Below are 23,313 nucleotides of genomic sequence, written 5' to 3'. Positions count from 1 at the left end.
AGCGGATATGCGGCGGGAGAGTTGCAGGCGCAGGCGCGCGAGGCCGCGGCGCGGGATCTGGCGCAACTCGACGAGCAGGATACCCGCCGTGGGTTGGTACGGTTCGACCACCTTCCGCACCTGTGGCCAGGTACCGCGAGACAAGCGTGAGGCAAACCTGGGGTCGTTGAGTGCGGCGTCCTTCCTCGACCGCCGGACATCGGCACCGGGGACGGCGGGAACGTCGGCCTCGGCCTCCGTCCTTTTGATCAATACGGCAGGCCCCGAGCCGGAATCGACACGGCTGCATGGTCGTCGAAAGGCTTGGCATGGCTGATCCGGCCCTGTCAGGCTCGTCGGTATGCGCCAAGCCATCCGAGCACTCACCGTCCTGATCGCGACGGCTGCACTGCTGCCCGCCGGCGTGCGCAGTTTCCCCGAGAAGGGCGAGTCACCCTGGCAGCAGTCAGCACCGGTCCAGGTCATGCCCCTCGGCGACTCGAACACCGCCGGCGCCGACAGCGCGCGCGGCGGGTACCGGACGGATCTGTGGCAGTTGCTCGCCGCGGACGGCTGGCAGGTGGACTTCGTCGGCTCGGTGTCGAGCGGTGGTCCGGCGCTGCCGGACAAGAACCATGAGGGACACGGCGGATGGACGATCCAGCAGATCCACGACAACGTGATCGGCTGGCTGAACACCTACCAGCCACAGATCGTGCTGCTGCAGATCGGCACCAACGACATGTACACCGATGCCTCGACCGCGGGCGCACCGAGTCGGATGAGGGCCTTGCTGGACCGGATCACCACCACCGCGCCGGAGACACAGGTAATCGTCACCAGCCTGCCGCCCCTGGCCGACGCCGCCCACAACCGCCGGGTACAGGCATTCAACGCGATCCTCCCCGGGCTGGTCGGGTCGATGGCGTCCGCCGGCCGCGACGTGACCACCGTCGACACCGGAGGCAGCCTGATCCAGTCCGAGCTGATCGACCCGTTCCACCCGGGCTACGGGGCGGCGTCGCGGGCAGCGGCGCGCTGGTACACCGCGCTGACCGGGATCCCGCTCACCCTCTACGAGGCCGAGCAGACCTCGAACGCCACTCTGGTCAACGCCGTCCGGCTGGCCAACAACGTCAGCTCATCCGGTGGCACCAAGGTCGGCAAGATCGACTTCCCGGACAGCTCGGTCACGTTCACCGTGCACGCCACCGCCGTCGGCCAGCACCGGATAAGGATCCGCGGCGGGAACGGGACGACCACCGTGTGCAGCCACAACCTGTCGGTGAACGGCGGTCCCGCGACGACAGTGCGGTATCAGAACCTCGGCTGGGAGAACTGGACCATGGTCGGCGTCGACGTCGCACTGACCGCCGGGACGAACGCGCTACGGTTCACCAAGGGCGACTGCTACGCCGAGATCGACGCGCTCTACCTAAGCGGCCCCACGACCTGACAGCGGCACGATCGCGACCAGACGACGTTTGGGTTCGATGCGGGCAGTGCAGCTAGTCGGACAAGCAATGGGCATCCCTCATGGAGCGCTTCGACCTCGACGGCGATCGGGCCTTCACAATCCTCAAGCGCTACTCACAAGCCAACAACCGCAAACTGCGCGACGTCGCCCAAGAACTCATCGACACCCGCAAGCTGCCCCGCCAACCAGAACAGCTCTACCAATCGCCCGCTGGCACCAGAGCCAGTCGTTTGACAGGTTCAGTGAAGGTAGCCGTCCCACTTCACCTCATAGCGCGATCCGCCCGGCAGCGCGTTCGGCGCGGGGACCTGGTCGACAGACTTGGCCAGAGCGACGTCGACCGGTCCGGCCAGATCGGCCGGGACTCGCACCTCGCTCGGTTCAGTCCTTCGCCTGGCCGGAGTCATCACCGGTCCCGCACTCGAGATCAGCGAGGCCGCCTGGTCCAGGTGGTCCTTGACTCGTGCGAACACGTCTTCGGGGTCTTCGCTGGGTCGATGAGCCTTCTCCAGCTCGGCCAGCAGGTCCTTGATGCCGCAGCGCAGGTTGGTCCGGACGTGCTTCGATGTGGCCCAGATCGGTTCTGCGATCGCGACGATCTCAGCCACTGTGGCGGTGGACAGGTCACCGTGGGGCCGCCGCGGGTTGGCCAGCACGGGCGGCGGAGTCGGTTCCAGCCTCGTCACCACGATGTCCGTCATCGCAGTGTGGTCGTGGCGTACGACGCGAGCGGTCGTCGCCCAGCCGCCTCGCGCGCTGTACTTCGGCTCCCCACCGCTGTATCTCGGCTCCCCGCCAGTCGTGGTCACCCGAACACCGCCTCGACGTCATCGGCGGCGTAGCCCGGCGTCCAGTGCGGCTCCAGCCGCGGCCGGGCGTAGTGCTCGGCCAACCGGTCCATCAGATCCTCCAGTGGGCGCCGGAGACGGGGTCGAGCATGAGGATCAGCACGGCCAGGCCGAGCGCCTCGAAGGCCGCGTCGGTGTCGACCGGTGCCGGGTCGGGTGGCTTCCCGAGGCGGTCGCGCGTGATCAACCCCGCCCCGGAGGTGGTGTGGTGAAGAACCGTGTCTCGAGGCCGGTCCGCTGCATCATGTTCGACTGCCGCGTGTTCATCGCGTCCCACGAGCCCATCTTCCGCTCGAAGTCCGCCAGCGTCTCGTAGTCCCGAAGCTGCAGAACTTGGTGCACCAATGCCCGCTCTAGTCGTCGGTCTGCTGGCCTGGAGCAGGTTGATAGTCAGGCTTGGGTACCCACACGCACAGGGGCTTGGATTGGACTACGGCGAATCGCTCGCCGGCGGATGCGAGGCGGAGTAGGCGGGTCTGGCGTGCGGCTTCGGCGAGGAGGTTCCGGCGGGTCCAGGTCGCGCGCTGGGTTTGCAGCGTGAGGACGGTCGCAGCACCGTATGCCCGGATCGTTTGGGGACAGAGGTCGGCGGCGACCGACGGACGATCGCCAGCCTCGCGAAGTGAGTGTTGGATGGCCGCAACGGTGTCGCGGCCGATGGCCCCGATCCTCACCATCGTCGCGGACGCTACGCCGAACAACTGAGTAGTGGCATCGTCTATGCGGCGGATCGCGGGGCGCAGGTCATCAACATTTCCGAAGGTGCGGTGTACCCGGGCGGCTGTTCTTCGAACGTGCAGGCAGCGGTCGTGCATGCCATCGAGAAGGGTCGGTGGTTGGCGTCCATGGAGAATGAGGGAAACGCCTCGAACGGCGTACTGTTCCCGGGATCCTGCGTCGGCGTGCCGGAGGTGGGCGCCTCTTCGGGTGTTGGTTCCGCGGCTGCTGTCATGGCGTTCGTGCTTCTGGCCGCCCTCGGCATCATTGTGGCCGCCATCGCGATCGCTGTCCGGCGCGGGGGTGTTGGCCAGTGGACAGCGGCCCGTGTCACAAGGCGTTCCGGCCGTACGTCGTAGTTCCGGAGCGTCCCGGACGACACCCTGGCGCGGCACACTGTCGGCGCGGGGTTCGATCCGGGGCGGATGATCGGGCCGGGCTGGGGCCGGAAAGTGAGGATCGGGCAGTGAAGATATTGCCGCGGGAGGGTGAGCCGGAACTCGGCTCGGCGAGGTTCGGACTGCTCGGGCCGATCGAGGCCTGGCACGGCGCCGAACGGCTGCAACTCGGCCGACGCCGGGAGCGCGCCCTGCTGGCGGTCCTCCTTTTGGAGGCGAACCGGTTGGTGTCCGCCGATCGGGTGATCGACCTACTCTGGGACGGCAGCCCGTCCGACTCCGCCAGAGCCAGCCTGCGCAGCCACGTCTCGAGATTGCGCTCGTGCCTGTTGCCTGCGGGACGCGATCGGTACGGCGTACGGCTGGAGGCGCGGGGTGGGGGCTATCTGCTCGCGACGGACCCGGCGGCGATTGACGTCAACCGCTTCAGCAGGCTGGTCCAGCAGGGTCGGGACACGGTCGACGTCACGGCGAGAGGACGGCTGCTCCGCGAGGCCTTGAGCTTGTGGCGCGGTCCGGCGCTGGCGGACGCCAGTTCCGACCTGCTCCGCCGGCGGCTGGCGACGGATCTCGACGAACTCCGGCTGGTCGCGACCGAACTCGCGATCGACGCCGACCTCGACTGCGGCCGCCACGAGCAGGCCGTGGCCGAGGTCCACCGGCTGATCGGCGACCATCCGTATCGCGAGAGCCTCTGGGCCCGCCTCGCGCTAGGCCTGTACCGGGCCGGGCGGCAGGCCGACGCCCTGCAGGTGCTGGCCAAGGCCCGTGACCGTCTGACGGGGGAGCTGGGCCTGGACCCCGGTCCGGAGCTGCAGAAGTTGCAGCAGAAGATCCTTACCTGCGATCCGACCCTCGCCCCGGCTGCGGCCGGGCCTGTGGTCGCGGTCCAGCCGAGCAAGCCGCCGCAGCAGGTGCCGATGGACATCCCCGAGTTCACCGGCCGGGACGGCGAGCAGGCCACGCTGACCGCGCTGGCGGCGCCTGCCGCACAGGGCCGGGGGAGCCAACCGGTGGTCTGCGCGATCGAAGGGATGGCGGGTGTCGGCAAGACCCGGTTCGCGATCCACGCCGCGCACGACCTGGTACGCCGTGGCTGGTTCGACGAGGTTCGGTTGTGGGCGAACCTGCACGGCTTCGATCCGCAACGGACGCCGGCCGATCCCGGGACAGTCCTCGGTGGCTTTCTCCGCCAACTCGGCGTACCGGGCTGGGAGGTCCCTGAGGACCTGGAAGCACGTGCCGCGCTCTACCGCAGCCACCTGGCCGGTCGACGGTCTCTGGTGCTGCTGGACAACGCCGCATCCGAGGAGCAGGTACGCCCGCTGCTGCCTGGGAGCGGACCTTCCCTGGTACTGATCACCAGTCGCCGCCGGCTGTCCGGACTCGACGGGGTCCAACCGATTCCGCTGGACGTTTTCACACGGGCCGAGGCGATCGCGTTGCTGGCCCGGATCGCCGGCCCCGAACGCGTGGCCGGGCACGAGGCCGATGCAGCGCGGATCGCGAGTCTGTGTGGCCATCTGCCCATGGCCATCACGCTCGGCGCGCGCCGCCTCCGCGGGCACCCGACCTGGACACTGGGCGACCTGGCTCGGCGGTTGTCGGCCGATGTCTCACAGGAGGCGTCGTTCAACCTGTCGTACGACGCTCTGCCGCCGCAGCGACAACGAGTCTTCCGACTGCTGGGACTGAACCCGGGCGACCAGCTCACACCACAGACGGCCGCTGCCCTGTCCGGACGATCGGTAGCTGAGGCGGACGCGCACTTGGAGGCATTGCTCGACGAGTACCTGCTGTACGAGCTAGAACCCGGCCGCTACCGTATGCACGACTTGGTTCTGGCCTACGCCCGCGACCGTGCGCAGACCGACGAATCCGAGCAGGCGCGTCACGCCGCAGTACGACGTCTGCTCGCGTCCTACCTCGCGTGGGCGACGCAGGCGACGCTTCTGGTGCATCCCACCGAGTCACGCCGGGTCGCACGAACCCTCGTCGCCGGCCAGGGGGAGCTACGGACGCCGACGGAGGCGATCGCGTGGACCGAGGTCAACCTGGCCGATCTGGTCGCCACCATACGGCGAGCACTGGAGTTGCCCGGTAATGCGCCGCATCAGGCAGTCCGGCTGGTGCATGCGCTGTACCGGCCACTTGCGAACCGCGGCCACTCCCGCGAACGGATCACGCTCAACGAGCTGGCCGCCGACGCTGCAGGCCGCAGCGGAGATCAGGAAGGTGAAGCACAGACGCTGGAAGACCTCGGTGTGCTCTGCGGGCAGGTCGGTCGCCTCGCCGAGGCGGTGCGGCATACCAAGAGAGCACTGGAGCTCTGGCGCGAGACCGGCAATCACATCGGCGAGGCGGGATGCTTGACCGGGCTCGGTATCACCTACCGGCAGCTCGGGCAGCTCGACGAGGCCGTTGCCTGTCTGCGGGAAGGGCTGGCGATCAATCTCCGGATAGGTCACGTGCCGGGGGAGGCCTCTGCGCTGAACCACCTCGGGTTGGCGCTGCAGTCGGCCGGTTGCTGCGACGAGGCGATCGTCTGTGGGCAGCAGAGCATCGCGAGGCACCGCGACCTCGGCGACCGCACCGGCGAGGCCTTGGCGCTGGCGAACCTCGGGTGGGCCTATCTCCGGTCGAGGCAGCCGTCACGGGCCATCGAGTGCCACCGCGCCGCGCTGCCGCTGTTCCGGGACTGGGGCGACCGCTACAACGAGTCCGAGCAGCTGTGGGGGATCGGTCAGGCGTACCACGCGCTCGGCGACGACGACCGCGCCCGGGTCCACTGGCACGAGTCGATCACCATCCTGCGCGACCTCGACGTACTGCGTCCCGCGCAGGCCGAGCTGCTGCTCGGACAGCCTGTTCCCGACACCCCCGAGATCATCCGCCTCAACAGCTGATAGTGCCCCGAGTCCGCGTGGCACGGTCGTGGCAACATCTTGGCAACACCGCTGCGTCAGGCTGCCCGAGCGGGGAGGAAGAGTCCTGCCCGCTCCGCCCGACGTCTGCCAGGAGAACCCTCGATGGTGCCGAGAACTCTGCTTTCGCTCCTCAGTGCCGCGCTGGTCGCCGGCACACTGTCGGCCCTACCGGCACAGGCGGGTCCACCGGCCCCGCCGGCAGCGGCCGTGGTCAAGGAACCATCGGTTCCGGGCCGTGGCGCACCCGCGGTGGCCCACACGCCCGACCCCGACAAGACGGCAGCGGCAGGTACGACGACCACCTGGCCGCAGGCCGCGGACGTGACTGTTTCGGTGCCGGACGGACATCCGGTGCAACTGGGCGATCTGCCCCTGACCATCGCCGGCACCGGCGCGGCATCCGCTGTCAGCAAGGCCCTCCCGGCGCAGGTGCGCGCTCGCAGCCTGGGCCACGATCCGGCGTCGCACTTCGGCACCGGGACCGCGATGGCGCTGGAACTGCGGCGTACTGACGGGCAGAGCGCGGCGGAGTCGGTCAAGCTGACCGTCAACTACTCGCGCTTCGCAGACGCGTACGGCGGCTCGTACGCCGATCGCCTGCGGGTCGTGAAGGTCCCTGGCAGCTGCGCCGATCACCCGGAGAACGCAGCATGTGCCGGTGGGACGCCGGTGGTCACCAGCAACAACGCCACCACACAGACGTTGACTGCGACCGTGGCTGCTTCGAGTGTCCCGGTCGTTTACGCGGTGACGCCGATGGCCTCCGGGCAGAGCGGTGACTACCGGGCCACCGATCTGAGCGACTCGGCCAAGTGGATGGCCGGTGAGTCGGGCGGCGCGTTCACGTACTCGTACCCGCTCGAGCTGCCGGCACCGCCGTATGGCAAGGCGCCGGACCTGTCGCTGAACTACAACTCCGGCTCGGTCGACGGCCGCAGCTCGAAGAGCAACAACCAGGCCTCGTGGGTCGGGCAGGGCTGGGACCTCAGCGAGCCGTACATCCAGCGGGTCTACAAGTCCTGCTCGGAGGACGGGCACGTCGGCTGGGGTGACCTGTGCTGGTCGTCGCCGTACTCCGGTGATCCGGCCGCGGCGGAGTACATCATCAACTTCGGCGGGCACACCACCGAGCTGATCAAGGCGGCCGACGGCTCGTACCGGATGCGCGACGACGAGTCGTACAAGATCGAGCACGTCACCGGCGGCCCGAACGACGACAACGACGGCGAGTACTGGATCATCTCGACGCTCGACGGTTCGCGCTACTACTTCGGGTACGGCGAGGACAAGCAGCGCACGACCCACGCCAAGACGAACTCGAACTGGATCGTGCCGGTGGTCAGCGATGACTCCGGCGAGCCCTGTCACCAGTCGGACCTGGCGTCGTGCAAGCAGACCTACCGGTGGAACCTCGACCACATCCACGACCCGAACGAGAACTGGACCGTCCTCTACTACGCGACCGAGACCAACACCTACCGGCGGACCTCGTCCGGCAACGACCTGTCGTACATCCGCGGCGGCTATCTGTCGAAGATCGAGTACGGCAAGACGGAGACTCCGGATGCGGAGCCGCCGGCGTACGTGTCGTTCACCCACTACAACCGCTGCAAGCAGCGCACGACGATCGACGAGCCGGACCTGAACCCGCCGGCGGACTGCCCGACCATCGCCAGCTCGCCGTCGTCGTACCCCGACGTGCCGACGGACCAGATCTGTTCGAGTGGTTGCTCGAAGCACTCACCCACGTTCTTCGTCACCGACTGGCTGGACTCGGTGTCGGCGTTCGTCCGCAACCCCGCGGGGACGGGGTACGACCCAGTCACGAAGTACCAGTTCAAGTACGCGTTCCCGGCCACTGACGACGGGACTCAGCCAGCCCTGTGGCTCGACTACGTCCGCCGGATCGGCCTGCAGGGCGGGACGATCCGCGAGCCGGTCACGAACTTCGACGGGCACAACCTGAACAACCGGGTGGACTGGAACGCGAGCCTGGGGGTGAAGCCGCTCTCGATGCGCCGGGTCACGAACATCCACAACGAGTTCGGCGGCGAGACCAAGGTCACCTACGACCATGCCACGGGCCACGGCTGCTTCGTCGGCGGCTCGGGTGCCACCGGGTGGGACGCCTGGTACAAGACCAAGGACGGCCACTGGGACACCAACGACGACGAGTGCTATCCGCAGCTGTTCAAGCCCGACGGGGCCGCTGCGGGGTTCGGAATCTTCCACAAGTACTCGGCGGTCGAGGTACGCGACATCGACCACGTCGGTGGACAGCCGGACCAGGTCACGTCGTACGCGTACCTGGGTAATGCCGCCTGGGCGCATGACGAAGACATGATCACGCCCAGCGAGCAGAAGACCTGGGGTGACTGGAGGGGCTACCCGCAGGTGCGGGTGACAAAGGGCGAGGGGCTCAAGGCCGAGCGGACGGTCAAGACGACGACGTACTACCGCGGTCTGAACGAGGACATCAAAGCCGACGGCAGCGCCCGGGGGACGACGCTGACCGACTACGACAACAACGTCTTCTACGACTACCAGCGTCGCGCCGGGCAGAAGCTGCAGACCCAGGACTACCGGCTCGGCGACGACGACAAGTACACCGAACTGTCGTCCGAGCGCTGGATCTACACCGACACCGGCATCACGGCCAACGGTCCGGGACTGCACAACGCCTACCAAGTGCGGGAGCAGAAGCACTACACCCGGGACCGGCGGGACGACGGGACCTGGCAGGTGACCGACATCGAGCACACGTACGACGCGTACGGCCTCGAGGCGATCGAGTCTGATCTTGGTGACACGGCGATCGCCTCCGACGACACCTGCACGACGACGTCGTACGCGCGGAACACCGACGACTGGCGCTGGATGATCGAGTACCCGGAGACCGCGGAGACCCATCAGGGCACCTGCACCGGCGCGGTGATCGCCCGGAAGGTGACGCTGTACGACGGTGCGGCCTCGACCGACGATGCCGTCAACAAGCCGTACGACGGCAACGCCACCGAGGTGCGGTCGTACACCGACACGAACACGGCGAGCACGGTCAAGCACACCTACGACGACCAGGGTCGGGTGAAGACCGAGACCGATGCGCTGGGGAAGGTCAGTACCAGCACGTACGCCCCGGCCATCGGCTACCCGACCGACGGTGTCACCGTCACTAACCCGCTGAACCAGTCGACCGTGACGGTGCTCAGCCCGGCGTTCGGCCAAGCCGTGAAGGTGAAGGATCTCAATGGCAAGGTCACCGAGTCCGACTACGACGCACTCGGCCGGCTCGCCGCAGTATGGCGACCGACAGAGCCCCGCTCGGGTGGTACGGCATCGTCGACCTTCAGCTACGTCACTCCGGCCACCGGAATCACCGCCCCGACCGGACCGACCTTGGTCACCTCCAGGCAACTGCAGTCCGGCACCGGTACGAGTGCGGTGTGGCTGTCCAGCTACGAGTACGACGACGGGTTCGGCAGTGCGGTCGAGAGCCAGACGCCTGCACCCCAGGGCGGCCGGGCGGTCACCGTCACCCGGAATGACAGCCGAGGGCTGAGCACTCTGGAGTCCCAGCCGTTCTACAACTCCGCAGACGCCGGATCAGGGCTGCTCAACCCGGCCGAGAACGCGATCCCGCAGTACAGCACGACCAGCTACGACGCCCAGGAGCAGCCGATCGCGGACGTCACCAAGGCGGCCGGTGCGGAGCTCTGGCGCACCACTACCAGCTACCACGGTGACCACACTGTCGAGGTCCCGCCGACCGGTGGGCAGACAGTCACCTGGACCGACGTTCACGACAAGAACACCCTGGTCCAGAACTACCTGGACAGCACCCGCCACCAGGACACCAAGTACACCTACACGCCGACGCACGAACTGGCCACCGTCACGGACCCCAGCGGCAACGTCAGCACCTACAGCTACGACTGGTTGGGGCACCGACTGACCGCCGACGACCCTGACAGCGGCAAGAGCACGACCGCGTACGACCTCGCCGGCAAGGTCGCGTCGGTCACGGACGCCAAGACCCAGAAGGTGTCGATCGGGTACGACGACCTCGGTCGCAAGACATCCAGTTGGCTGGGCGACGTCAACACCGGCAAGAAGCTGGCCGCGTGGACCTACGACAACACCCTGATGGATGACGGCGTCACCCGGGCGCTGGGGCAGGTCTCGTCGTCCACGTCGTACGCCGCCGACGGCAAGGGGTACACCGCCACGGTCAACGGCTACGACAGCCGCTATCGGGTGACTGCGCGGTCGGTGACGATCCCGGCGCCGAGTTCGCTGGCCGGCGCGTACAACTTCGCGTACCAGTACGACGCGGCGGATCATCAGACCTCGATCACCTACCCCGAGGCAGGCGGTCTGCCCAAGGAAACCGTGACGCAGGCCTACACCAGCCTCGGCCTGCCAAGCACGCTCGCGGGCGCAGCGACGTACGTCAGTGGGACCGGGTACTCCGACTCGCTGAAGCTGGCGTCCCGCAACTACGGCAGCAGCGTGCAACGCCAGTACAGCTACGAGACGACCACCAACAGGTTGTCTGGGATCAAGACCGTTGTCAGCGGCAACACTGTGCAGGACGACGGCTACACCTACGACCAGATCGGCAACGTCAAGACCATCGCCGACCGGGTCGCCAACCAGTCACAGTGCTTCGGGTACGACGGCCGCGACCGGCTGACCACGGCGTACACGACAACCACTAGCTGCCCGAACGCCGCCGACACAGGCGGCCCCGATCCGTACAACCTGGCCTACACCTACGACGGCTCGGGCAACATCACCTCCGCCAGTAGCAATGGGGCTACCACCACCTACACCTACCCGGCCCAGGGTGCCGGCTCGGTCCGTCCGCACGCGGTCAGTGCGGTCGGGACGAACACCTACACCTATGATGCCGACGGCAACCTTCAGACCAGGAAGATCGATGGAACCGCGTCCACGTTGACGTGGGACGCGCAGAACCAGCTGACCGCACTCACAACGAGCACTGGCACGACCAACTTCGTCTACAGCGCCGACGGTGACCGCTTGCTGCGCAGCGAATCCGGCAGCACGACGTTGTTCCTGGACGGCACCGAACTGGTCGCAGGCGCTGGTGGGGCCACGGCGACGCGGTACTACAACTCCGGTGGAGCCGTGGTCGCGCAGCGCACGCCGGCCGGGTTGACCTGGCTCACTGCGGACCAGCAGGGCTCCGCTCAGCTCGCCATCAACGCGGCTGGTGCGGTCAGCCGTCAGCGCTACCTTCCGAACGGCGCCCCGCGCGGTGCCGGCAACCAACTGCCCACCGATCGCGGCTTCCTCGGCAAGGTCCAGGACAAGGCCACCGGCCTCGACCTGCTCGGAGCCCGGTACTACGACCCGACGATCGCCAAGTTCGTGTCACCGGACCCGCTGGACAACAACGCCGAACCGGACGCCGCGAACCCGTACTCGTATGCAGCCGACAACCCCATCACCTACAGCGACCCGACCGGCCTGAAGCCGGCCGACTGCTGGGGCTCCTGCATGAAGAACTGGGAAAAGTCCCAAGCCAAACGAGCCCGCCACTACCACGCACCCCGCGGCTCCTCCCACCACTCGACCTCCCACCGCAGCGCAGGCCCGGCCAAACGCCACTATCCGGGTTGCTACATCGACTCCGGCCACAACTACTGCGGCGCCGACGGCAACGCCAGCTACGAGATCTGGCACCCTGGCTGCCACGTAGACACAGCCCACGACTACTGCGGCTCCCACTACTCGATAGCACCGAAGAAGCCGGGCGTTGCCAAGCGCCTGAAGGGCCTGATCAACAACCCATGGTGGAAGGCGGGCGAAGCGGCGTTGGGCGTCTGCTCGTTCTTCTCGAAGTACTGTGCCGGAGCAGGTGCCGTGGTGAGTTCGTTCGACGCGGGCGTGTACATCGCGAACCACGAGTGGAAGAACTCGATCGACTCGGGCTTCCAGGCGGCTGCGTTCCTCGGGGCGGCCGGATCGGGGAAGGCGCTCGACTCCGCGCAGGAGCTGGTCGGAATTGCGAAAGCCGACCGGGCGGTCCTGCGGGCAACCGGTGAGCCTGCGACCGACGCGTTCGTGATCGACGCGCTCACGCTTCAGTCGAGGGCGTGGGGGATTCATGTCGCCTTCTCGGCATCGGACCTCGCGGCAGGAATTGGATCGACCACCGGGACGATCGGCAGCCTCATCCAACGCGCGTGGTGACCGCGACGTTGCAAAACAAGCGAGCCCTTGTCGAAAGGAACATTGTGAGGATTCGGAGTTTGTTGGTGGTTGGGATGGTAGCGGTCGGGTTCCTGGTCGCGGGGGTACAGCCCGCGGCTGCGGTGACCACCTCGCAGGTGCAGTGGGATCTGGCGGGGATGGCGTATCTGTCGTTCGGGGATGTCGACGGGGTGACTGGGCCGAAGACGAGCGCGGCGGTGAAGGCGTTCCAGACCGATCGGTGTCTGGATCCCGACGGCGTGGTCGGGCCGATGACAACGGACGAACTCGACGCGCAGGTGACGAAGGTGCAGCAGGTCGTCGGCGCCGATCCGGACGGGGAGTTCGGACCGGCGACGCAGGCTGCGATCAAGACCTGGCAGGGAGCGCACAGCCTGGCCCAGACCGGGCAGGCCGACGCGGCCACGATGACCGCGATGGGCGTCACCCGGGTCAAGGACTGCACGCCACCACCGCCCGGCGAACTCGCGGCGGCGATCGTGCAGATCGCGCAGCAAGAGGCGGCCAACTCGGCGCACAATCGCGAGATCGGCGGCTACAACTGCAACTACTACACGACCGCGCTCGGCCTGAGCGGTACCGGAGCGCACTGTTCGAACGGCTGGAAGACCCAGGCCTGGTGCGCCGACTTCGGCAAGTGGGTGTGGAAGCAGGCCGGCGCCAAGACGACCTACGTCACCTCGTACTACAGCAGCTTCACGACGTACGGCCAGAACTTCGGCACGTGGCACACGGGCAGTCCGCAACCGGGTGACGCGATCGTGTTCAGCTACGGGCATGTCGGCCTGGTAGTGTCGTCGACGAGCAGTTCGGTCACCTACATCTCCGGCAACACCTCGAACCCGGCCACCGGGAACGACGACGCGCTGCTGCAGAAGACGGTCAGCCGTTCGTACTCCGCCATCGTCGGCTACGCGAGCCCGGTCGCGCGATGAAGCAGTTGCTGGCCGCCGCGACTCTGGTCGCGGCGGCCCTCATCGCCACCACGCCGGCCACAGCCGCACCGACGGACCTGACCGCATCGAACTTCCAGCTGCACAAGACTGCGTACAACCCGACGATCGCGGCGCTGGACGAGAAGTTGCCGAAGGCCATGGTCCCGCAGGTGATCGACGACGCCAACCGGGCTGCGCCGTTGTGTGGTTCGCACGCGTCCGGCAGGGTCGCGTCGTTCTGCTGGTCCTCGGCCTCGGGGACCGACGACGAGCACACGTCCGACTGGTATCCGCAGGGCATCACGACCAGCGCCGACGCCGATCCGTCGGGCAGCTACCAGAACCGGAAGGCGATCCTGGCCAGCTGGTACTGGAACGGCGGCGGCACCGAGCGGGGTGCGCGGATCGCGTTCGTCGACTACTCGAACCCGAGTGCTCCGCAGTACCGCGTCGTCCTCTTGGTCGAGCCGTACACGAACTCGGGCGGGAACCCGGACTTCCGGGCGGAGACGACGGTCGACGCCGACACCGGCGCGAAGATCTCGCTGCACTCGGGCGGTATCACCTGGTATGGCCACAACCTGTACGTCGCCGACACGTGGGGTGGGTTCCGGGTCTTCGACCTTGATCACCTGTGGCGGGTCGACTCGAACCGGACCGCGATGGGGCTGCAGTCCGACGGTACCTATCAGGCGTACAGCTACAAGTACGTGCTCCCGGAGGCCTTCCGTTACACGTCATCGACCACCGGCTACCCAGCACTGCGTTACTCCGCCGTCTCGCTGGACCGGACTGGTCCGTCGGACAGCGTGGTGGTCTGCGAGTACAACACGGCCACGAGCGGCACCCACCGAGTGGTCCGGTTCAGCGCGAATCCGGCGACCTTCGAGCTCGGGGGAACGGCCACCGAGGCCTACGAGACGGGCATCACGCATATGCAGGGTTCGGCCTCGGTCCGTGGCCGGTTCTTCGCCTCGACCAGCTACACCACCAGTTCCTCGTCGTACGGCTCGCTGTACACCTTCACGCGTGGAGAGAGTCCGACCGCTTTCCTCAACACGCTGCAGGCCCATCCCGAAGATCTGTCGTACTGGCCCGCCACGAACGCGTTGTGGTCCCTCAGCGAGGTGCCCGGGAACCGGGTCGTGTACGCGATGGACGTCGGCCTGCTCGGCTGGCCAACCGTGAAGCAGGGCAACACCGGCAACCGGGTGAAGACCGTCCAGTACCTGCTCGACGCGGGACTCGAAATCGACGGTGACTTCGGACCGCTCACGACCGCGGCGGTGAAGTCGTTCCAGGCCGGACACGGGATCACGGCTGACGGCGTCGTCAACGCAGTGACCTGGCGAGCGCTGGTACCGAGTCTTCGCCCGGGTGACATCGGCAACGCGGTGCGGGCCCTTCAGGCCGAGCTGACCGCACACGGGTTCGCCGTCGCGGTGACTGGCGCGTTTGACCAAACCACCGGGACCAAGGTGCAGGCCTTCGAGGCGGCCAACGGGCTGCCTGCGACCGGCATGGTCGATGCGGACACCTGGAAGACCCTCCTCCTGTGACATTGATTGTGAAAGGCAACAACATGGCTTTCCGTACGGCGGGACTCGCGGCCACCGTCGTGGTGCTCGGGGCGGTCACCGCGCCGGCCGATGCCGCACCCGCGACCCGGGACGTGGACTATCGTGGCTATCACCTGACAGTTCCGGCGAACTGGCAGGTCATCGACCTGGCCGAGCGGCCGACCACGTGCGTGCGTGGCGACCTGCACGCCGTGTACCTCGGCGCGCCAGGCCGCGACCAGCAGTGTCCGGCCCATGCGGTCGGCCGGACCGAGAGCGTGGTCATCCAACCGCTCGACGCATCGGCCGTGGCGTCAGATGTCCTGGTCTCGACGCAGGCGGCACCGCAGCACCTGAGTCGGTCCGTCGATCAGGAGGTGCGCTTCGCCGTACCGGCTGCGGGTGTCGTGGTGAGCGCGACATACGGCTCGGACTTCGACACGCTGGCCGGTGTACTGCGCTCCGCGCGGCTGGATGGCTCGGCGCGCGCCGCTGCGATGCCGGCTGCTCCGCGAGTGGCTACCGCATCGATCGCGGCGACGGACACCAACTACACCGGCGACGGCTTCGACGCATGCAACGCACCGTCGTCGGCTCTGATGGCAGCGTGGACGGCAACCACCGCGTACCGTGCGATCGGCATCTACTTCGGTGGCAGCCACCGGTACTGCTCGGCTCAGCCGAACTTGACTCCCGCCTGGCTGACCGAGCAGGCCGGTCGCGGCTGGCACTTCCTGCCGATCTACGTGGGGACTCAGGCGTCCGGCCTGGGGACCACTGCCGCCGCCAAGGGGTCTGCCGAGGCAGACGACGCCGTCAACGCAGCGGCCGCACTGGGGATCCCGCCGGGCAGCGTGTTGTACAACGACATGGAGGCGTACAGCGCGACGTACACGACCAACGTGCTGAACTACCTCTCCGCCTGGACCGCGGAATTGCATGCCAAGGGCTACAAGTCCGGTGTGTACGGCAGCCTCCTCAGCGCCGTCCGCGATCTCAACGCCACGTACGGGCCGACCTCACCCGATGTGGTCTGGTTCGCGAGCTACAACAATGCGAAGAACACCGACACCAGCTACATCGACCCCACCCACTGGGCCGATCACCAGCGAGCTCACCAGTACCACGGTGGCGTCAGCGAGACCCATGGCGGCTACACGCTCGAGATGGACGGCGACTACCTCGACGTACAGGTCGCAGGCGACGTGACCCCGCCACCGACGCCCAGCTGGCCGGTCGTTGTCGCAGGCAGCATCGGAGAGCGGGTCAAGACCGTCCAGTACCTGCTGAATCACCGGCAGGCGGCCGGCCTGGCCGTCGACGGTGACTTCGGCCCCGCAACTCTTGCCGCGGTCAAGGCGTTCCAGTCCGCTCACGGTCTGCCTGTGGATGGCCGAGTCGGAGCAGCGACCTGGGAGCAGTTGGTCGTCCCGGTCCAGCAAGGCAGCACCGGCAGTGCGGTCAAGGCCGTCCAGAGCCAATTGACCGCCCATGGCATCCGCACCGATGTCGACGGGGACTTCGGCCCGGCCACGACCACCAACGTGGAAGCCTTCCAAGCTCGCTCTGCCCTTCCGAGGACCGGAACCGTGGGCACCACAACCTGGCTGTATCTCGTCGCGTAGCCCCGGGAACGGCCGGAGATCCGTTTCGCGGCCAGGGGCGGAGCAGACGGCGCATTGGATGTTCCGGCAACGAGCGACCGCGGCCACCACCGTCGCCGTACATGACCACGTCCTCCGCCAGCATGTCGACCAAGCCGTCGAGATCACCGTTGTCCAAGTCGGCAAGGAAACGGTCGGCGAGCTCGCTGCTCCGCTCGGGCGTCGCGTCGAAGCGTGGACGTTCGTCGTCGATGTGCGGTCGGGCGCGAGTTGCGATCTGTCGGGATTGTGCTGCGGCCGGTTCGATGAGTTCGATTCTGGTTTGGGGCCAGTTGAGGGCTGCGGCGGTCTGTTGCGGGTGAGGTGGGCTTCGCGACGGATCGTCCTGAGGGTGAGGCCGAGGTCGCGGCCGGCGGTGCTGCCGACGGGGGAGAGGGCTGCGCGGAGGGCACGGGGACGTTGGTGGGGTCGCGGAAGCCGTCGGGAAGAGGGGGTGTCGAGACGGATGCTGGCGGCTTGGCGGGTGAGGTCGAGTAGGTGCCCGATCTTGTGCATGGCGGTGAGCTCGCCGGATCGGCTGGTCCTTGCACGCTCTTGAAGCTTCTTCAGCAGGGCCTGCTCGGCCGCTGTCTTGGTGTGGCCGATCGCGGTTACGTTGCGGACCTGGTCGTCGTGATCGCGGTACCTGGCCTGCGACCGGTGCTTGACGGGCTTGCCCTTCTTGTCGGTCTCGATGACCTTGGTGGAGATGCTTCACCGGGATCCGACCTGCAGGGGCGGCTTCGCGATGTCATGCCTCCAAACCGGGGTGAGGGTTCGCTGCTCGACGCCGGCGGGATCGTTCGGGCGGGGGAAGTGGCAAGGACGCGAAGCGATGTGATGTGACGCACAGTCACGATCAGGTGGTGGCGCGGGCGGATGGCCATTCTCGGCCTTCGGCAGGCCCGCGCCGTCATGGCATGGGCAAAGAGGTGAGTAGAGCTGGCCCGTTCGTGTTCTCGTTCGAACCCCGCTGCCTCGGCAAAGGCGAGTCGCAGAATAGATCGCACACCAAGGGTACGGCGATCGTTGTGTGGCGGGCCATCTCGGTCCCCTGATCCCAGGTGATCGAGCGCAGCAGCGCCGGCGGCAGGTCGCCCATGCGGTCCTTCAGCGCGGCGTGCAGGTGGTCGCTGTTCCGTCGCGGTAGGCGTAGCAGCCGGATCGTCCTGGTCGTGCGCTCGACCAGGGTTCCGATCGCCGAGGCCTGCTCCATGCCGATGACGAGATCGCCCTCCCAATGGCCGGCCTCGGACCGGTCCTGTGGCGCGAACGGTCGCTGGTGAATGGGAGCATGGGCCGCTCGAAGCGGGCTCGGCGACGCTCGGTCCTCTGGTGCGCGCGCCGCTGATCCCGGCCGGTGCGCAGCGGCGAACGATGGTGCGGCGCCACGCGAGATGGCCGCAGCAGCTTGGCTCCAGGCTGGTAGATGGTCTCGTGACACAGCCGCATCAGCGGCTCGTCAGGGCGATGCAGCCGCAGACGCCGGTTGATCTGTTGTGGGCTCCACCGCTGGGTTAGCAGGTCGGCCACCGGTCGCGCAGCTCTGGGTGGGTGTCGAGGCGCCGCCGATGCGGGCGAGCCCTGCGGGCGGTCGCCTGCCGGTGCGCCTCGAATGGGCGATAGCCACCACTGGCATGGGCATTGCGGCGCAGCTCCCGCGAGATCGTCGACGGCGAGCGACCCAGCTTCTCCGCGATCGCACGGATACTCAAGCTGGTCCGGCGCGGTCCGCGATCTCGATCCGCTCCTCCTCGGACAGGAACCGTGGGCTGATCTGGCGCACGGCCAGCCGGTCAAGTGGAGCGACGAAGCCGACCACTTCCCCGTTGCGGTAGGTCTTGTATCCGCGCGACCAGTTGGCGCCGGTCGTTCTCGAGACACCGACCTCGCGGGCCGCGGCCATGATGCTCCATCCACGAGCCGCAATTCCACGACCGCTGCCGCGCCGACGACAACGGACGCCGGCCAGGACCCTTCTTCACACGACGAGACGACAACACAACCTCCCAATCCAGGACGAAGTATTGCAACCGTCAGTAGAAACCACCTGCAGATCGTTGAGCTTGTGTGTCCACAGCAGCCAAGCCGACGCCTCCTCGCCCCGTTGCTCACAGCTCCAGAAGAACGGATCGGCGCTGAGCCTCGGCAGATGACGGATGATGATGTGCCGAGTACGGAACTCCGATCCGAGCCACTTGCTCGAGACGCCGTTCAGACTCGGCACCTCGCTGAGCGTCGCCGCCGGCTTCGAGGTCTCGTCATAGTGCGCCAGCGATCGCTGGCAGGCGTGCGAGGGCACTGTCATCGGCCAAGATCGCAGAGTCCGTGTTCGCGACCGCCCACAACACACCGATTGTCAGGTTTGTCCAGCCGGTACGCATCTTGGTAGGCGATGAACATCAGTGCGCCGTACGGCGGCACCCGCGAACTCCTCCCCATCCGCAACGTGGACGACCTGCCCGTCCTCACTGAGCGTCGGCGTCAGCAGCATCGTTCGGCGATGTGGACGCTTGAGTCTCGCCAGCAAACCTGCGGATAGCTCGCGTACGACGCCGCCATCAAAGGAACCGACGGTCAACCACCGCCGCCAGGCCAGCTCCGTGGAACGATCGCCCACCTGGAACATCGATTACTCCGGCGGCCGGCATCGCCTCCGCTCGCAGCAGATCGAGTAAGGCGACGGATGCACCGACCTCCGCCATGCCGCCGTGCTCCGGCGCGCGAGCTCGCCGATTCTCGAACCCGAGATCGCCGTCTCCGATACTCCGGGCACCTCGCGCAACGCATCCCGCACCGGAGCGATCGGCCAGGAATACCAACCACGTTCCCAGTCCGACTCCGACTTCGCAGTGATCGCACCTGGACGACCAGTCCCTCGCAGAATCGCCGCGATCACCAACACCGCCAGCCGGGCCTGCGACATCTCACCGCGCGCGTTCCGCAGCTGCCTGTTGGGCTTGCGATCCTCATCCATGCACTAGGCCCTAGGCGGACCCCAGTCGGCGCCTCATCGCTGCCCACCTCCTTTAGGCTTGTCGACCAAGGATTGTACGAATCGTCGGGACGACGCACGGGCCGCCTGGAAGGACGTGTCGAAGACGTCGTGGCTACACTCAAAACGTCCCTTGACATCTTCGGTTAGGGGCATTGTCGGCAATCCCCTGAAACCGTAGGGGTTCGGTTTGTTGTTTCGGTTGTGCGGCCGGCCTCTGCTGGCGGCCTGGCGTGCTCGTCCGGAGTCGGGGTCCCGGCTGGCTGGAGGGCGCCCCGCTGGGGCTCGGCCTTTGATGTCGACGAGGACGAGGTCAGACTCAGCCGTGCGAGAGTTGGTTCGTTCATGCCGCTTGCTCTTGATCTGTGACGTGGAGGGTCAGTTCGTAGTCGATCGGGGAGCGCGTCCCGAGCGCGGTGTGGCGCCGGTCGTGGTTGTATTCCTCGATCCAGGCCGCGACCCGGGCACGAGATACGGTCTTGGTGGTGAAGTGCGAGGCTGCCCAGTTCGAACTCGAGCGTGCAGTGCCACGATTCGATGACGGCGTTGTCCAGTGCCGAGCCGGGCCGGGCCAATGGACTGGGTGATGCTGAGCCGGGTGCAGGCGGCCCGGACGGTGCCGGCGGTGTACTCGCTGCCCTGGTCGGTGTGCATGATGACGCCGGTGATCGCGTCCTTGCCGCCGCGGACCGCGACCGCCATCACCAGCGCGTTGTAGGCAAGTTCGGCGTTGTGGTGCTCCGCGACGGCGAACCGACGATGCGCCGAGACGCCATGTCGAGCACACTGTCGAGGTAGAGCTTGCGCTCGTCGGTGTTGATCTCGGTCCGATCTCCGTACCACTTCCGATTCACCGTGCCGGCAGGGAAATCGCGCCGGATCAGATCTGGCGCCCGCCACGTGCCCCGGCTGCCGCTGTCTGGCGGGTGGTCTGTTTGCGGCGGCGTCTGCGCCGGGCCTGCAGACCGAGCTCGCGGAGCACAGCAGCAACAGTGTTCTTGCTGACCCGCCAGCCCTCATCGCGCAAATCGGCGGTGATCCGCGGCGAGCCATAGGTGCCACAGTGCCTGGCGAAGAGTCGCCGGATCTCAATGTTCAGCTGTTCGCGACGGGCATGCCGGGGCGAGTCGTCGCCGTACTTGGTCACCTGGCGCCATTTGTAGAACCACGCCTGGCAGACTCCCAGCGTCCGGTAACTGAACGCGTGCGGCACCCGGTACTTGCTCCCTTTGGGTGGCGATCAACGCGGCCACGGTCACCGGCCCATCGCGTCCTTGACCCAGAGGGCCACCGAGCGCTTGAGCACATCACGCTCCATTGCCAGCTCCGCGTTCTCCCGCCGCAACCTAGCCAGCTCGGCCCGCTCATCCTCACTCAACACCCTGTCACCATCGTGAGCCCGCTTGTCCCTGGCCACCCAGTTCGCCCACGTGCCCGCGTTCACCCCCAACTCGCGCGCAACCTGCGCGATCGGCCTGCCGGTCTCCCGGACAATCCGGACCGCGCCCTCCCGGAACTCCTGATCAAACTTCCTTCGTACCTCAGCCATCACCCTCACCTTCTAGGGCGATGTCTCCACGTTACGAGGGGAAACCCACAACGTGCACCCTGGCGTCTGCTCCGCACGGGATGGTCCTGGCGCCAGCTCGGTCGTGGCGCTCTTCGGCAACGAACCTGACCAACCAGAACCGATCTCTACATTGCCCAGCATTCCGAGGACGTCACCGACAGCAAAGAGAGGTGACCTCGACGGACACCTTCCGCGGACCCGAAGACTGCCCCGCCCGCTTCCGCGCCGCCAGCCTCACCCGATGACCATCTTCAGGGCGCTCTTTGTGGATGGATCTGCAACCCCGAGCGCCGCCGTTCCATCATCAGAGCCATCTGACGACCAGCGTGTCGCCCGGGCGCTGGATCAGCTTGCTCACGGTGGCCTATGCCTTTCCGGACGCGTCGATTGCGGTAGCTGACCATGGCACGATGGAGTACGGCGTTGATCGGCCCGGGCAGCACTCGCTCCCATTCGCCGACTGTCTCCACCAACTCGCCCCCAGTCCCGAGTTTCCACCGCAGAAGTCCGAACGCGCGATCTTCGGGGTCTAGGCAGCCGGAGACGCCAAGCATGTCATACAGCTCAGCGCCGAGCTCTTTCGCTTCCCTGATCATCGACCATTGGAGGATATGGCTCGGCCTGACGTCGCGGCGATGGTCGGCCGAGCCGCCTGTCTGGTACCAAGCACGGCGACCTACCACGATCATCGTGTGGGCAGCCAATACCTCGTCATCGCAGGTCGACAGGTACAAACGCATCGTTCCGGGCATCTCACTGTTCAGTTCGCGGTACTCACGCTGGTAGTAGGCCAAGGACCGGCCGAGTTCGAAGCCGTTGCGTCGTTCAGTTTGTTTCAAGAGTTCGTAGAAGGTGGGCAGGTCGTTCCAGGTTCCGCGCCGGATCTCAACCCCCGACTTGGTTGCCTTGAGAATGTTGCGTTTCCAGTCCTTGCCGAGCCTGTTTCGCAGAGCGTCTGCGGTCTGCTTCTCAAGCGGCACCTGGAAGAGGAATCGCGGCTGCGCGTCGCCAGCCGAACCTCCCTCACCGCAGCGGCGCCATCCAACCGCACGCAGCCGATCGGCTACCGCAGACCCGATTGGCTCCACGACGTCAGGCAGGATGTGGTCGACTCGCCGGCCAGGACCGGCCGCCGCTTTCAAGGTCGCGGCCTGCCAACGCCGATAAGAGGCCGGTGGACCCATCCGGACCGCGAAAACGCCGTTCCTTTCAAGATAGTCGAGTAGCGGATCGAGCCAGCGATCCAGGTTCGGGTCGGTCCAGTCGATGTCTGGCCCGTCCGGGAGGTAGGCAAACCATCGGGAGAAGCCTGGTAGCCGGCGAAACAGTACGAGCGATGTTCCAACGACTCGGTTCTCACCGTCTCGCCAAGCCAAAAGCTCAGACGTCCACGCTGCCTTGACCGCGGACCAGGACGGGACCTGCAGGAAACTTCTTCCGCCATAAAGGTCGGCGGCGGCTCGATACTCCATTGGTTCGACCTGGCTGATCGTCAACGGGAGTTGACTAGTCGAGCACAACGTCAGCACAAAGCACCTCCAGACATGCTGGGCCATGTCCACGATGAGCTGACATGGCCGGCATCGAACGGCGGACAGTGAGCGGCGTTCCTTACCCGTGAGGACGCAGATGGTCCAGGCGAAGGTTCCGCGAGGTACACACCCGGTCTATCCTCAAGACGCTAATGACCCGACGTTTTGTCACAGCGCCGGGTTGCATCCCGTGGGGTGGTGTAAGTCGGGGCCCTGCTCGGCGTGGGTGACCACGTGTGAGGAGGCCACCGTGTGAAGGTCAGCGAGACCACGCCAATGGTTCTCGCGAAAGGACACTTCACACGATGGCTCTGGACCAGTCTGCCCTGCTCGAGGTACTCGAGATGCTCAAGGGTGGTGATGTCGAAGAACAAGTCCGGCAGTTGTTCAGCCCTCCTGGAGTCGGATGACTCCGTGGAGCATTGCCAGCAGGAGGTTGTCGATCCGGTCGTGGCTGAGGTGGAGTCGGCTCGCGATCTCGTCGCAGGTGGTG

The 23,313-nt window shown here is 66.8% G+C and carries 19 protein-coding genes and 1 pseudogene; 10 read left to right on the top strand and 10 right to left on the bottom strand.

Annotated elements, in window-relative coordinates:
- Positions 1-340 precede the first annotated feature (340 nt).
- Positions 341-1,435 carry a GDSL-type esterase/lipase family protein gene (locus E0H73_RS42765; protein ID WP_131366567.1) on the top strand — a complete coding sequence of 365 codons (1,095 nt, stop codon included), beginning with the start codon at positions 341-343 and terminating at the stop codon, positions 1,433-1,435.
- 43 nt (positions 1,436-1,478) lie between these two features.
- A pseudogene (locus E0H73_RS42760) lies at positions 1,479-1,635 on the top strand (ANTAR domain-containing protein); the annotation flags it as partial.
- A gap of 60 nt (positions 1,636-1,695) precedes the next feature.
- On the opposite strand, the gene E0H73_RS46350 reads toward E0H73_RS42760, so the two are convergent.
- From E0H73_RS46350 to E0H73_RS46345, 3 genes are all read right to left on the bottom strand, one after another.
- Positions 1,696-2,265 (bottom strand): hypothetical protein, encoded by a 570-nt coding sequence (locus E0H73_RS46350; protein WP_165556120.1) that lies wholly within the window; start codon positions 2,263-2,265, stop codon positions 1,696-1,698.
- Positions 2,266-2,356: 91 nt separating this feature from the next.
- Complete coding sequence (locus E0H73_RS48175) at positions 2,357-2,491, bottom strand: hypothetical protein (protein WP_272949200.1); 135 nt, start codon at positions 2,489-2,491, stop codon at positions 2,357-2,359.
- Positions 2,488-2,646 carry a hypothetical protein gene (locus E0H73_RS46345; protein ID WP_165556122.1) on the bottom strand — a complete coding sequence of 53 codons (159 nt, stop codon included), beginning with the start codon at positions 2,644-2,646 and terminating at the stop codon, positions 2,488-2,490. The genes E0H73_RS48175 and E0H73_RS46345 overlap by 4 nt, the downstream gene beginning before the upstream one ends.
- 287 nt (positions 2,647-2,933) lie before the next feature.
- On the opposite strand from E0H73_RS46345, the gene E0H73_RS42755 reads away from it, so the two are divergent.
- From E0H73_RS42755 to E0H73_RS42725, 7 genes are all read left to right on the top strand, one after another.
- On the top strand, positions 2,934-3,380 hold the full coding sequence (locus E0H73_RS42755) for a S8/S53 family peptidase (RefSeq protein ID WP_238164637.1): 447 nt from the start codon (positions 2,934-2,936) through the stop codon (positions 3,378-3,380).
- Positions 3,381-3,487: 107 nt separating this feature from the next.
- Positions 3,488-6,325 (top strand): AfsR/SARP family transcriptional regulator, encoded by a 2,838-nt coding sequence (locus E0H73_RS42750; RefSeq protein ID WP_131366564.1) that lies wholly within the window; start codon positions 3,488-3,490, stop codon positions 6,323-6,325.
- Between the two features lie 123 nt (positions 6,326-6,448).
- Entirely contained in the window at positions 6,449-12,565 is a 6,117-nt protein-coding gene (locus E0H73_RS42745; protein ID WP_131366562.1) for an RHS repeat-associated core domain-containing protein, read from the top strand.
- Between the two features lie 74 nt (positions 12,566-12,639).
- Complete coding sequence (locus E0H73_RS42740; RefSeq protein WP_131366560.1) at positions 12,640-13,521, top strand: peptidoglycan-binding domain-containing protein; 882 nt, start codon at positions 12,640-12,642, stop codon at positions 13,519-13,521.
- Positions 13,518-15,080, top strand: a complete 1,563-nt coding sequence (locus E0H73_RS42735; protein ID WP_131366558.1) for a peptidoglycan-binding domain-containing protein — start codon at positions 13,518-13,520, stop codon at positions 15,078-15,080. Before E0H73_RS42740 ends, E0H73_RS42735 begins: the two co-directional genes overlap by 4 nt.
- Positions 15,077-16,705 carry a glycoside hydrolase domain-containing protein gene (locus E0H73_RS42730; protein WP_131366556.1) on the top strand — a complete coding sequence of 543 codons (1,629 nt, stop codon included), beginning with the start codon at positions 15,077-15,079 and terminating at the stop codon, positions 16,703-16,705. Before E0H73_RS42735 ends, E0H73_RS42730 begins: the two co-directional genes overlap by 4 nt.
- Before the next feature lie 516 nt (positions 16,706-17,221).
- The gene (locus E0H73_RS42725) at positions 17,222-17,569 is read left to right on the top strand and encodes a hypothetical protein (RefSeq protein ID WP_131366554.1); all 348 of its coding nucleotides are present in this window, start codon (positions 17,222-17,224) and stop codon (positions 17,567-17,569) included.
- 67 nt (positions 17,570-17,636) lie between these two features.
- On the opposite strand, the gene E0H73_RS46845 is transcribed toward E0H73_RS42725, so the two are convergent.
- The 4 genes from E0H73_RS46845 to E0H73_RS48565 all read right to left on the bottom strand — a co-directional run bounded on the left by E0H73_RS46845 (position 17,637) and on the right by E0H73_RS48565 (position 20,322).
- Positions 17,637-18,167 carry an IS30 family transposase gene (locus tag E0H73_RS46845; RefSeq protein WP_202867875.1) on the bottom strand — a complete coding sequence of 177 codons (531 nt, stop codon included), beginning with the start codon at positions 18,165-18,167 and terminating at the stop codon, positions 17,637-17,639.
- 73 nt (positions 18,168-18,240) lie between these two features.
- On the bottom strand, positions 18,241-18,438 hold the full coding sequence (locus tag E0H73_RS48570) for a helix-turn-helix domain-containing protein (RefSeq protein WP_202867874.1): 198 nt from the start codon (positions 18,436-18,438) through the stop codon (positions 18,241-18,243).
- Entirely contained in the window at positions 18,435-18,629 is a 195-nt protein-coding gene (locus E0H73_RS46835; RefSeq protein ID WP_202867873.1) for a hypothetical protein, read from the bottom strand. Before E0H73_RS46835 ends, E0H73_RS48570 begins: the two co-directional genes overlap by 4 nt.
- Positions 18,630-20,061: 1,432 nt before the next feature.
- Positions 20,062-20,322 carry an integrase core domain-containing protein gene (locus tag E0H73_RS48565; RefSeq protein ID WP_131366601.1) on the bottom strand — a complete coding sequence of 87 codons (261 nt, stop codon included), beginning with the start codon at positions 20,320-20,322 and terminating at the stop codon, positions 20,062-20,064.
- On the opposite strand from E0H73_RS48565, the gene E0H73_RS48170 reads away from it, so the two are divergent.
- The gene (locus tag E0H73_RS48170) at positions 20,305-20,436 is read left to right on the top strand and encodes a hypothetical protein (RefSeq protein ID WP_272949199.1); all 132 of its coding nucleotides are present in this window, start codon (positions 20,305-20,307) and stop codon (positions 20,434-20,436) included. The two genes, E0H73_RS48565 and E0H73_RS48170, sit on opposite strands and share 18 nt — an antisense overlap.
- Positions 20,437-20,598: 162 nt before the next feature.
- Here the strand turns inward: E0H73_RS48170 and E0H73_RS42710 are convergent, their stop codons facing one another.
- The 3 genes from E0H73_RS42710 to E0H73_RS42700 form a co-directional block, all read right to left on the bottom strand.
- Complete coding sequence (locus E0H73_RS42710) at positions 20,599-20,931, bottom strand: IS3 family transposase (RefSeq protein WP_131366552.1); 333 nt, start codon at positions 20,929-20,931, stop codon at positions 20,599-20,601.
- 42 nt (positions 20,932-20,973) lie between these two features.
- Positions 20,974-21,267, bottom strand: a complete 294-nt coding sequence (locus E0H73_RS42705; RefSeq protein ID WP_131366550.1) for a transposase — start codon at positions 21,265-21,267, stop codon at positions 20,974-20,976.
- Between the two features lie 272 nt (positions 21,268-21,539).
- On the bottom strand, positions 21,540-22,784 hold the full coding sequence (locus E0H73_RS42700; protein ID WP_238164636.1) for a lipid II:glycine glycyltransferase FemX: 1,245 nt from the start codon (positions 22,782-22,784) through the stop codon (positions 21,540-21,542).
- Between the last annotated feature and the right edge of the window lie 529 nt (positions 22,785-23,313).

The organism is Kribbella pittospori (assembly GCF_004331465.1).
Taxonomy (GTDB): domain Bacteria; phylum Actinomycetota; class Actinomycetes; order Propionibacteriales; family Kribbellaceae; genus Kribbella; species Kribbella pittospori.
Note: the sequence above shows the minus strand (reverse complement) of the source record. Positions and strands in the feature narration are given on the sequence as shown.

What these genes read in the sequence shown, in the direction of transcription:
- E0H73_RS42745 (WP_131366562.1), top strand. Translation starts at nt 6,449, where the DNA reads ATGGTGCCGAGAACTCTGCTTTCGCTCCTCAGTGCCGCGCTGGTCGCC.
- E0H73_RS42735 (WP_131366558.1), top strand. Translation starts at nt 13,518, where the DNA reads ATGAAGCAGTTGCTGGCCGCCGCGACTCTGGTCGCGGCGGCCCTCATC.
- E0H73_RS46835 (WP_202867873.1), bottom strand. Translation starts at nt 18,629, where the DNA reads ATGGCCGCGGCCCGCGAGGTCGGTGTCTCGAGAACGACCGGCGCCAAC.
- E0H73_RS48170 (WP_272949199.1), top strand. Translation starts at nt 20,305, where the DNA reads ATGCTGAGCCGGGTGCAGGCGGCCCGGACGGTGCCGGCGGTGTACTCG.
- E0H73_RS42765 (WP_131366567.1), top strand. Translation starts at nt 341, where the DNA reads ATGCGCCAAGCCATCCGAGCACTCACCGTCCTGATCGCGACGGCTGCA.
- E0H73_RS42740 (WP_131366560.1), top strand. Translation starts at nt 12,640, where the DNA reads ATGGTAGCGGTCGGGTTCCTGGTCGCGGGGGTACAGCCCGCGGCTGCG.
- E0H73_RS42705 (WP_131366550.1), bottom strand. Translation starts at nt 21,267, where the DNA reads ATGGCTGAGGTACGAAGGAAGTTTGATCAGGAGTTCCGGGAGGGCGCG.